10 protein-coding genes are annotated in these 10,973 nt (G+C 61.0%); 5 read left to right on the plus strand and 5 right to left on the minus strand.

Translation table 11 applies throughout. The features are described from left to right. The first annotated feature begins 19 nt into the window (after nt 1–19). Entirely contained in the window at nt 20–1,543 is a 1,524-nt protein-coding gene (locus ACLH1U_RS21615; protein ID WP_411299456.1) for a PLP-dependent aminotransferase family protein, read from the plus strand. A gap of 45 nt (nt 1,544–1,588) precedes the next feature. Here the strand turns inward: ACLH1U_RS21615 and rpoH are convergent, their stop codons facing one another. The 4 genes from rpoH to ftsY form a co-directional block, all read right to left on the minus strand. Next, nucleotides 1,589–2,443, minus strand: a complete 855-nt coding sequence (gene rpoH / locus ACLH1U_RS21620; protein WP_002920815.1) for an RNA polymerase sigma factor RpoH — start codon at nt 2,441–2,443, stop codon at nt 1,589–1,591. 269 nt (nt 2,444–2,712) lie between these two features. Then, nucleotides 2,713–3,768 (minus strand): permease-like cell division protein FtsX, encoded by a 1,056-nt coding sequence (gene ftsX, locus ACLH1U_RS21625; protein ID WP_085551453.1) that lies wholly within the window; start codon nt 3,766–3,768, stop codon nt 2,713–2,715. Beyond that, nucleotides 3,761–4,429: a cell division ATP-binding protein FtsE gene (ftsE, locus tag ACLH1U_RS21630; protein WP_004202097.1), complete on the minus strand. Its 669-nt coding sequence runs from the start codon at nt 4,427–4,429 to the stop codon at nt 3,761–3,763. Before ftsE ends, ftsX begins: the two co-directional genes overlap by 8 nt. Nucleotides 4,430–4,431: 2 nt before the next feature. After that, on the minus strand, nt 4,432–5,964 hold the full coding sequence (gene ftsY, locus ACLH1U_RS21635) for a signal recognition particle-docking protein FtsY (protein WP_048335485.1): 1,533 nt from the start codon (nt 5,962–5,964) through the stop codon (nt 4,432–4,434). A gap of 182 nt (nt 5,965–6,146) precedes the next feature. On the opposite strand from ftsY, the gene rsmD reads away from it, so the two are divergent. Together rsmD and ACLH1U_RS21645 are read left to right on the plus strand one after the other, a co-directional pair. Then, complete coding sequence (gene rsmD, locus ACLH1U_RS21640) at nt 6,147–6,743, plus strand: 16S rRNA (guanine(966)-N(2))-methyltransferase (RefSeq protein ID WP_023291233.1); 597 nt, start codon at nt 6,147–6,149, stop codon at nt 6,741–6,743. After that, nucleotides 6,733–7,008, plus strand: a complete 276-nt coding sequence (locus tag ACLH1U_RS21645; RefSeq protein WP_004202092.1) for a DUF1145 family protein — start codon at nt 6,733–6,735, stop codon at nt 7,006–7,008. Before rsmD ends, ACLH1U_RS21645 begins: the two co-directional genes overlap by 11 nt. A 13-nt stretch (nt 7,009–7,021) precedes the next feature. Here ACLH1U_RS21645 and ACLH1U_RS21650 read toward each other — a convergent pair whose 3' ends face one another. After that, nucleotides 7,022–7,372 carry a DUF2500 domain-containing protein gene (locus ACLH1U_RS21650; RefSeq protein ID WP_023291234.1) on the minus strand — a complete coding sequence of 117 codons (351 nt, stop codon included), beginning with the start codon at nt 7,370–7,372 and terminating at the stop codon, nt 7,022–7,024. Nucleotides 7,373–7,522: 150 nt separating this feature from the next. Between ACLH1U_RS21650 and ACLH1U_RS21655 the strand changes: the two genes are divergently transcribed. Further along, nucleotides 7,523–8,149, plus strand: a complete 627-nt coding sequence (locus tag ACLH1U_RS21655) for a lysoplasmalogenase (protein ID WP_101862285.1) — start codon at nt 7,523–7,525, stop codon at nt 8,147–8,149. A gap of 78 nt (nt 8,150–8,227) precedes the next feature. Beyond that, nucleotides 8,228–10,438, plus strand: a complete 2,211-nt coding sequence (gene zntA / locus ACLH1U_RS21660; RefSeq protein WP_411299457.1) for a Zn(II)/Cd(II)/Pb(II) translocating P-type ATPase ZntA — start codon at nt 8,228–8,230, stop codon at nt 10,436–10,438. The last annotated feature ends 535 nt before the right edge of the window (nt 10,439–10,973 follow it).

The following is a 10,973-nucleotide window of genomic DNA, read 5'->3' on the forward strand; positions in this document are numbered from 1 at the left end:
GAATATATGAGGGATCCAATTGCGTTCGCTGGTGGGTGACCTGGTGCTGGTCCGTCTGCAGGAAGAGCGCGACCCTCTTCTGCACAAACGCTTATACAACGCGCTTCGCCGCGCGATCCTTGACGGTTCGCTGGCGCCGCAAAGCCGCCTGCCGCCGTCGCGGGACCTGGCGGGAGAACTCGGCGTATCAAGAAACACCATATTAACAACTTATGAACAATTACTGGCGGAAGGATATGTGGTTTCCCGTCGGGGAAGCGGAACATTCGTTGCCCAAACCGCGCCTGAAAGTTCATTGACCGCTAAGGGGAAGCGGGAAAACAGCAGTATCGCGACTTCGACGGCGCACCTTTCACGCCGCGGCCAGCACCTGCTCGGCCAGGTCAGCGCCAGCCCACGCCAGTGGGGAGCGTTTATTCCCGGCGTACCGGACGTTAACGCCTTTCCCCATCCGCTGTTCAGCAAGATCCAGGCCCGCATCAGCCGTCGGCCAAAGCCGGAGCGGCTCAGCTACAGCTGCAACGGCGGTACCCCGGAGCTACAGCAGGCGCTGGTGGATTATCTGCGGGTATCGCGCGGCGTCCACTGTCAGGCAGATCAAATTCTTATCACCGAGGGGATCCACCAGGCGATTGACCTGGTCACTCGCATGCTGTGCGACAACGGCGATCTGGCGTGGGTGGAGGAGCCTTCCTACTGGGGCATTCGCCATGTGCTGGCGATGAACGACGTCCGGGCGGCCCCCATCACCGTCGATGCCAATGGGCTGTGCCCGCCAGAAACGGTTGACGATGCGCCGCGGCTCATCTTCGTCACCCCCTCTCACCAGTATCCGCTGGGTGCGGTGATGAGCCTTGAACGCCGTCAGCGGCTGCTGGCGCTCGCCCGCCAGCAGGGCAGCTGGATCGTCGAAGATGATTATGACAGCGAGTTTCGCTTTTCCGGGCAGCCCATCCCCGCCCTGCAGGGGCTGGTGGCCGATGCGCCGGTGGTCTATATCGGCACCTTCAGCAAGACGCTCTATCCCGGCCTGCGCCTGGGCTATGTGGTGATCCCCCGCCCGCTGGTCAGCGATCTGAAGCACGCCCACGCCGAGCTTTATCGCGGCGGCCATTCGCTGATCCAGATGGCGCTGGCGGAGTTTATTACCGCTGGTCACTACTCGGCGCATATCCGCCGCATGCGGCTGCTCTACAGCCGTCGTCGCGCCTTTTTAACCGAGCTGATTCAGCGGCACTGTATGCACGACGCCCTGTCGGACTTCAGCGATAATGCCGGACTGCATTTGATCCTAAATTTACCGGAGGAGGCGGACGATGTGGCGATCGCCCGCGAGGCCAATGCGCGCCACATTCTGGTGCGGCCGCTCTCGCGCTACTACCTGACGGCGGCGCGTAAGAAAGGATTATTGATGGGATTTGCCAGCCAGCCCGAGGAGCAGATGGCGCCGGCGTTCAGCGTGCTGATAGGGTGCCTGCGGACGCACTGTCCAGAGGTGCTGCTGCCCATGGATGGCGTAGAAAAACAAAACGCCCCAACCTGAGGCGGGGCGTTATCGGGGTGCCTGGCGTCAGGCAGGGGTGGCGTATCAGGCTTCGATCGCGGCACGCAGTTTTTTCATGGCGTTCTTTTCCAGCTGACGCACGCGCTCTGCGGAGACGCCGTAGCGGTCAGCCAGCTCCTGCAGCGTGGACTTGTTGTCTTCGTCCAGCCAGCGGGCGCGGATGATATCCTGGCTACGCTCGTCCAGGCCCTGCATCGCGTCAGTCAGCTTATTCGCCGCCTGCTCTTCCCAGTTGTCGTCTTCGATGCCGTCGGCAAAGTTTGACGTTTTGTCCTGCAGATAAAGAACCGGCGCCATCGGCTGGCTGTCGGATTCATCGTCCGACGACATGTCGAACGTCATGTCCTGGGCCGCCATACGGGATTCCATCTCGCGGACGTCTTTGCTCGACACGCCCAGCTCACGGGCCACCATTTCCACTTCATCCTGGTTGAACCAACCCAGACGCTGTTTGGTTTTACGCAGGTTAAAGAACAGCTTACGCTGTGCTTTGGTGGTAGCGACCTTCACGATACGCCAGTTGCGCAGCACGTATTCGTGAATTTCGGCTTTAATCCAGTGCACGGCGAAGGAGACCAGGCGCACACCCACTTCCGGGTTGAAGCGACGCACGGCTTTCATCAGGCCGATATTGCCTTCCTGGATCAGATCCGCCTGCGGCAGGCCATAGCCCGAGTAGTTACGAGCAATGTGAACAACAAAGCGCAGGTGAGACAGAATCAGCTTTTTCGCTGCTTCCAGATCGCCCTGGTAATGCAGCTTTTCAGCAAGCTCCCGCTCTTCATCAGCCGACAGCATCGGCCAAGTGTTAGCGGCCCGGATGTACGATTCCAGGTTACCAACGGGGGCTAAAGCTAAAGTTTGCATTTCTTTGGTCATTCAAATCCTCTCAATTGATATCTTCTGACGTGGTCTTGTCCCCATCAGGCAACAAGCATGCCAGCATTCATGAGCAACGAGAATATCACTCACATTAGTATCAGACAGTGATTTTATCCACAAGTTCCCTGCAACGGTGTGAATAAATTACGCACAAAATGTGACACCACGATGAAAAAGTGAGGGCAGGAAAAGGAGAACAAGCTTGCGGTATCTTTCCCTGCGAACAGGAACTCATTGCAGCAGGGAAAGATTATATCACGCTTTTTTTAATCGGGAGTAAAGTGACGTAAATGTTGCACTGTCGCCAGCCAGGCGGCCACCCACCCGATCATCGAGCAGACGATCAGCATCAGCAGACACTCGTCAAAGCCTAAGCCGCTCAGCTCAAACTGGGTGCCGAACACCTTCGCCACCTCGGTCACTGCCGACGAGAGGCGCATCACCAGAATCTCCGACAGGATCAGCGATAAAAACGCGCCGGAGAAGCCCAGCATCGCCCCGCCGTAGAGGAACGGACGCAGGATAAAGCCGTCGGTGGCGCCGATCAGTTTCTGCACGTTAATGGTATCGCGGCGGGCGAAGATGCTCAGGCGCACGCTGTTGCCGATCACCAGGAACACCGCCGCCACCATCAGCACGCCGATCATCGCCGACACGCGGCCCACCAGCCCGGTGAGCGAGGAGAGGCGGGCAAACCAGCTGTCGTCCATCCGTACTTCATCGACCCCCTGGATCCGCGATACCCGCTCGCGCAGGGTGTTCAGCGCTTCCGTGCTCTGGAAATCCAGCTTCGGCACCACGATGGCGACCGCCGGCAGCGGGTTCTCTTCCAGCATATCCAGGGCGCCGCCAAAGCCGGACCAGTTACGGAATTCACCCAATGCCTCGTCACGTGACAAATAGTTCACCTTGTCGACGCCCTGCTCCGCCTGCAGCTGGCCGACCACCCGCGCCGCGGCATCGTCATCCAGCGTTTTTTCCAGATACACGGTGATCTGCGGCGAGGGATAGTACTGTGACGCCGCGCTGCTGACGTTTTTGTAGACCATGTAGCAGACGCTTGGCAGGGTCAACGAGATGGCGATAACCATCACCGTCAGGAAGGTCGCCAGCGGCGTGCTTTTTAAATCCTGGAGCGCGCCGTGCCAGGCGTAGCGCACCTGCTCGTTGAACACGTTGCTCTTACGCGAGGCCGGGTTAGGCGCCGCTTTCGGCCGTTTTGGCGCATTGCGCCCGCCGCCGCCGCCGCCCGCCGCGTTGCGCAGGCGATCGAACTTGCTGCCGAACTGGCGGATTTGGTTCATTGCGTCGCGCTTATTCACCCCGAATGCCTCCATGCAGATGGCCGTCGCTGAGCGTCAGCACGCGGTACGGACGGCTGGAGATAAGCCCCAGATCGTGCGTGGCCATCAGTACCGTCACCCCGACGCGGTTAAACTCTTCAAACAGACGTAAAATCCCCTCCGAGAGCGCCTCGTCGAGGTTACCGGTCGGTTCATCCGCCAGCAGCACCGCCGGCTTGTTGACCACCGCGCGAGCGATCCCCACGCGCTGCTGCTCGCCGCCGGAGAGCTGAATCGGAAAGTTCTTCGCTTTGTCCAGCAGCCCGACCTTATCCAGCGCCGCCGAGACCCGGCGACGAATGTCATCGCCGCTGGCGCCGGCGATAATCAGCGGGATCGCCACGTTGTCATACACGGTACGATCCATCAGCAAATGGTGGTCCTGGAAAATCATGCCGATCTGGCGGCGCAGGAACGGCACCTCACGGCTCTTCAGGCGGCTGATTTCATGACCGCTGAAGAAGATTTTCCCGGCGCTGGGCCGTTCGATACCACAGATAAGCTTCAGCAGGGTACTTTTCCCTGCGCCGGAGTGGCCGGTCAGAAACGCCATCTCGCCCGGCTGCAGGTGGAAGTTCACCCCCTGCAGCGCTTGTCTCCCACCGAGATAGGCTTTGCTGACTTGTTCAAAGCGAATCATTCTTAATCCTCTCGGGCAAAAAGTGCCTCAATAAAGTCGCCCGCATTAAACGGACGCAGATCCTCAATACGCTCGCCGACGCCAATATAGCGAATCGGAATGCCGAACTGGTCGGCCACCGAGAAGATCACGCCGCCTTTGGCGGTGCCATCCAGCTTGGTCAGGGTGATCCCGGTCAAACCTACCGCTTCATGGAACAGTTTGGCCTGGCTAATGGCATTCTGCCCGGTGCTGGCGTCGATGGTTAACATCACCTCATGCGGCGCGTCGACGTCCAGCTTTTTCATCACCCGGACGATCTTCTTCAGCTCTTCCATCAGGTGCGATTTATTCTGCAGACGCCCGGCGGTATCGGCAATCAGCACATCAACATGGCGCGCCTTCGCCGCCTGAATGGCGTCGAAAATCACCGAGGCGGAATCGGCGCCGGTGTGCTGGGCGATCACCGGGATATTGTTACGCTGGCCCCAGACTTGCAGCTGTTCCACCGCCGCCGCACGGAAGGTATCCCCCGCCGCCAGCATCACCGATTTGCCCTGCTGCTCAAACTGACGCGCCAGCTTACCGATGGTGGTGGTTTTCCCCACCCCGTTCACGCCGACCATCAGAATAACAAATGGCGTTTTGCCTTCAACATTCAGCGGCTCATCCACTTTGGCGAGGATATCGCCCATCTCTTCTTTCAGCAGGCCGTACAGCGCTTCCGCATCGCGCAGCTGCTTACGGCTGGCGCCCTCGGTGAGATGAGTAATGATCTTGCGGGTGGTTTCCACCCCGACGTCGGCGATCAGCAGCTGCTCTTCCAGCTCTTCAAACAGATCGTCGTCAATCTTCTTACCGCGGAACAGGCTGATAAATCCGGAACCGAGATTTTGTTTGGTTTTCAGCAGGCTACGCTTAAGGCGGGCGAAAAAGCCTTCTTTCGTCGGTTTTTCCTGCTCCTGGACCAGCGCTTCCACCGGCGCCTCTTCCTCTGGCGCCGGCACCACCACTGCCGCCTCTTCCGCCGCCTCGGCCGCCAGCGCCTGCGCTTCCAGCTCTTCATCGCTTAACGGCGCGTCCTCTTCCGGCGCTTCCGTCTCCTGAGGTTGGGCGACGACATCCTCTACAGGCTGCTCAGCCACGGCCTCCGCCGCCACCGGTTCGGCGATAACGTCCTCCACCAGCGACTCAACCACTGCCGGCTGTTCCTCCGCCTTCAGCGGTTCGCTGACCGCAGGCTCCGGCGCGACGACCGGCGCCTCTTCAACCAAAGCAGGCGCTGGCGCCGCCTCTTCTTCCTGCGCGCTGGCAGGCTCCGCGAGGTGGGCCTTTTCGCTTTCGACCACCGTCTCGGTGACTTCGACGACCTCTTCGGCAAACGCCTCCGGGTCCGCTTTCGGCGCGCTCGGCTCAGCAGGGGTTTCCGCCGCCGGCGTCTCCTGGGCAACCGCTTGTTGTTCTTCTACTTTTTGTTCAGTCTCGGTTTCCTGTGCCTGCTCTTTCTGTCCAAAGCCCAGCCAGGAAAAGAAGCCACGTTTTTTCTCTTTTGCCATTTGCGACCACACTCCTCGCTGTTTATTCATGGCGCAGCTTCATCAGAAGCTGAAAAAATGATGAAATTAGTTGGATAGTCTATCACTTAACTTAACTCGCAGCACCGCCCCCGGATTAAGGTTTCGTCAACCGCCGTCGATCGCTAGAATAGCAGGCCGGAAGTTGAGACTTGAGCAGAGAGATGAAAAAACCAAACCACGCGGGCAGCGGCCAGATCCGCATCATCGGCGGGCAATGGCGCGGCCGTAAATTACCGGTGCCGGAGAGCCCGGGCCTGCGGCCGACCACTGACCGGGTTCGCGAAACCCTTTTTAACTGGCTGGCGCCGTCCATCGTTGACGCGCACTGCCTCGACTGCTTTGCTGGCAGCGGCGCGCTGGGGCTTGAGGCGCTGTCCCGCTATGCGGCCAGCACCACGCTACTGGAGATGGAGCGCGGCGTCGCTCAGCAGTTGCAAAAAAACCTGGCCACCCTGAAAGCGGATCGCGGCAAGGTGATCGCGACTAACACCCTCAGCTTCCTGAGCCAACCGGGCACGCCGCATCAGATTGTGTTTGTCGACCCGCCGTTCCGTCAGGGGCTGCTGGAGGAGACGCTGCGCCTGCTGGAAACGCAGGGCTGGCTGGCCGACGAGGCCCTGGTGTACGTCGAAAGCGAAGTCGAAAACGGTTTACCGCCGGTACCGGCGAACTGGCATCTGTATCGTGAAAAAGTGGCCGGACAGGTCGCGTATCGTCTTTACCAACGTGAGGCCCAAGGAGAGAACCATGCTGATTAATTTAGGCCGCCTGCTGATGCTGTGCGTCTGGGCCTTTCTGTTATTGAATCTGTTTCAGCCCTTCCCGAAGCCGCTGAATATCTTCGTCAACGTCGCGCTGATTTTTATGATCCTGATGCACGGTCTGCAGCTGACGCTGCTCAAGGCGACGCAGCCGAAGGATGCCCCGCCGCTGGGCCGCTTTGAGCAAATCCGCATTTTTATCTTCGGCGTGTTTGAGCTCGTCGCCTGGCAGAAAAAACTGAAGGCGACGCTGAAGAAATAGTCCTGACAAGGGCTCAGGGATCGGGCGTGAACGCCACGAACGCTGTGCCCTTATAACTCAACATCCCGCGATCGCCGACGCTCAGCGCATGATACTGCGGCGCGTCAAGGCGAAACACCACCTCCAGCCCGCCGTTCTCAGGGCGAAAGCTCGCTTCATAGCGCATCTCGCTGCCCGCAGGCGTCACCGTCTGCTGCCGCGAACGCCGATCGTTAATCACTTTTTCCCGCTTATTGCTGACGATCACCCGCTTTTGCAACACCGGCGCGGCGTCGTTCGCCAGTTTTTCGCGGCGCTGCTGCACATAGCGAAACGAAGCCGCCACCACAATCACCGCGACGACCAGAACAAAAAAGAGCGGCATTTTACTCATTAAGGTTACCCATAAAAAATATCAGGAATCAGCATACTGCGACTGGAATAACATTGTCATCTGCTGCGCCAAACCACTACACTGAGTGGTAGCTTCACGCATCCGTAACTTTCCTTATGATAACAGATACAGGGACTTACTATGCTTTGGTCATTTATTGCTGTCTGTTTCTCCGCATGGCTTTATGTCGATGCATCCTATCGCGGGCCGGCCTGGCGACGCTGGGTATTTAAACCTGTCACCCTGATTCTGTTGCTGTTGCTGGCCTGGCAGGCGCCGATGTTCAATGCCATCAGCTACCTGGTGCTGGCCGGCCTGTGCGCCTCCCTGCTCGGCGACGCCCTGACCCTGCTGCCGCGCCAGCGGATGATGTACGCGGTGGGCGCCTTCTTCCTGTCGCATCTGCTGTATACCATCTGGTTCGCCAGCCAGCTGACGCTGTCGTTCTTCTGGCCGCTGCCGCTGGTGCTGCTGGTATTCGGCGCCCTGCTGATGGCGGTGATCTGGAGCCGGCTGGAAGAGATGAAAATGCCGGTGCTGACCTTTATCGGCATGACGCTGGTGATGGTCTGGCTGGCCGGTGAGCTGTGGTTTGCCCGCCCTACCAACACCGCGCTGTCCGGATTCGCCGGCGCCGCTCTGCTGCTGCTGAGCAATGCCGTGTGGCTGGTGAGCCACTATCGCCGCCGTTTCCGCGCCGATAACGCCATTGCCGCCGCGTTTTACTTTGCCGGCCACTTCCTCATCGTGCGCGCGCTGTACCTGTAATTTAGTCCTTGACTCTGGAGTCGACTCCAGAGTGTATCCTACGGCTAATGAGAAAATTATCATTTACCGGAGGGTGCCATGTCGACTCCAGACGCGCAGGATAAAAAAGTCCCACAATTCTCGTCATTCACCATGCGGCCAGCGCCCGCCCCGGCGGAAAGCTGCTGCACAGACCACGCCTGCGCCGCAGAGACCGCGCCTGCCGCCGAAGCGCTCAGCGACGCCCGCTACAGCTGGCAGGTTGCAGGCATGGACTGCGCCGCCTGCGCCCGCAAGGTGGAAACGGCGGTTCGTCAGGTGCCCGGCGTCAGTCAGGTTCAGGTGCTGTTCGCCACTGAAAAATTATTGGTTAACGCCGAGGGCGACGTTCGGGCTCAGGTTGAGCAGGCGGTACGTCAGGCAGGCTATACGCTGCGCGATGCCGATGCCCCCGCGTCAGAGAAAACTCAAGGCTCGCGACTGCGCGACAATTTACCGTTGCTGACGCTGATCATTATGATGGCCCTGAGCTGGGGGCTGGAGCAGGCCAACCACCCTGCCGGTCAGTTAGCCTTTATTGCCACCACCCTGGTCGGCCTGTGGCCGGTTGCCCGCCAGGCGCTGCGCCTGATCAAGAGCGGGAGCTGGTTCGCCATTGAAACGCTGATGAGCGTCGCCGCCATCGGGGCGCTGTTTATCGGCGCCACCGCAGAGGCGGCGATGGTCCTGCTGCTGTTCCTGATCGGCGAGCGTCTCGAAGGCTGGGCCGCCAGCCGCGCGCGGCAGGGGGTGAGCGCGCTGATGGCGCTGAAGCCCGACACCGCCATTCGCCTGCGCAACGGCGTGCGGGAAACCGTCGCCCAGCGCGATCTGCGCCCCGGGGATGTGATCGAAGTGGCCGCCGGCGGGCGTCTGCCGGCGGATGGTCAGCTGCTGTCGCCATTTGCCAGCTTTGATGAAAGCGCTCTATCCGGCGAGTCGGTGCCGGTGGAGCGCCTGGCCGGAGAACGCGTAGCGGCGGGCGCCACCAGCGTCGACCGCCTGGTGCAGCTGACCGTGATCTCCGAACCGGGCGACAGCGCCATCGACCGCATCCTGAAGCTGATTGAAGAGGCGGAGGAGCGTCGGGCGCCGATCGAGCGTTTTATCGATCGCTTCAGCCGGATCTACACTCCGGCCATTATGGTGGTGGCCCTGTTGGTCGCCATTGTCCCGCCCCTGCTCTTCGCCAGCGCCTGGCTGCCGTGGATTTATAAAGGGCTGACGCTGCTGCTGATCGGCTGCCCGTGCGCGCTGGTTATCTCCACCCCGGCAGCCATCACTTCCGGCCTGGCGGTCGCCGCCCGACGCGGAGCGTTAATTAAAGGCGGCGCGGCGCTGGAACAGCTGGGCCAGGTGCGCCAGGTGGCGTTCGACAAAACCGGCACCCTGACCGTCGGCCAGCCGCAGGTGACCACGGTCATCGCCACGGCTGAGAATGACGATAACACGCTGCTGGCGCTGGCGGCGGCGGTTGAGCAAGGCTCCAGCCATCCGCTGGCGCAGGCTATCGTCCGCGAAGCGCAGCGGCGTCAGCTGAGTATTCCGCAGGCCAGCGGCCAGCGGGCGCTGGCCGGCTCCGGTATTGAAGCCGAGGTCAACGGCAGCCGTATCGTAATCTGCGCGGCCAGCAAAGCCGCCCCGTCAGAGCATGAGGCGCAGATCCAGCAGCTGGAGAGCGCCGGTCAAACGGTGGTGCTGGTCATGCGCGGCGAGACGCTTCTCGGCATCCTGGCGCTGCGCGACACCCTGCGCGACGACGCGCGTCAGGCAGTGGATGCCTTACACCAGCTGGGGGTGCAGGGGGTGATCCTTACCGGGGATAACCCGCGCGCCGCGGCGGCCATCGCCAGCGAACTGGGTCTGGAATTCCGCGCCGGCCTGCTGCCGGCGGACAAAGTCGAAGCGGTGATGGCGCTGAATGCCGATGCGCCGCTGGCGATGGTCGGGGACGGCATCAACGACGCCCCGGCGATGAAGGCGGCGACCATCGGCATCGCCATGGGCAGCGGCACCGACGTGGCGCTGGAGACCGCCGACGCCGCGCTGACCCACAACCGTCTGACCGGCCTGGCGCAGATGATCTCCCTGGCGCGGGCGACCCACGCGAATATTCGCCAGAACATCGCGATTGCCTTAGGGCTGAAGGGGATTTTCCTTGTCACCACCCTACTCGGCCTGACCGGCCTGTGGCTGGCGGTGCTGGCGGATACCGGCGCCACCGTACTGGTAACGGCTAACGCGCTGCGGTTATTGCGTAAGAAGTTGTAGCATAGATACCGGCTTCCCTGCTCGCGCTACGCTTAGCAGGGCTACGGTTCCAGACCGTCGGGTAGCCCGGATAAGGCGCTACGCGCCGCTATCCGGGGTATTCCCTGCTCGCGCTACGCTTAGCAGGGCTACGATTCCGGACCGTCGGGTAGCCCGGATAAGGCGCTACGCGCCGCTATCCGGGGTATTCCCTGCTCGCGCTACGCTTAGCAGGGCTACGGTTCCAGACCGTCGGGTAGCCCGGATAAGGCGCTACGCGCCGCTATCCGGGGTATTCCCTGCTCGCGCTACGCCTAGCAGGGCTACGGTTCCAGACCGTCGGGTAGCCCGGATAAGGCGCTACGCGCCGCTATCCGGGGTATTCCCTGCTCGCGCTGCGCTTAGCAGGGCTACAATTCCGGACCGTCGGGTAGCCCGGATAAGGCGCTACGCGCCGCCATCCGGGATATTCCCTGCTCGCGCTACGCTTAGCAGGGCTACGGTTCCAGACCGTCGGGTAGCCCGGATAAGGCGCTACGCGCCGCTATCCGGGGTA

This window comes from Klebsiella sp. 1SOBk5mer, from assembly GCF_046603115.1.
Classification (GTDB): domain Bacteria; phylum Pseudomonadota; class Gammaproteobacteria; order Enterobacterales; family Enterobacteriaceae; genus Klebsiella; species Klebsiella quasipneumoniae.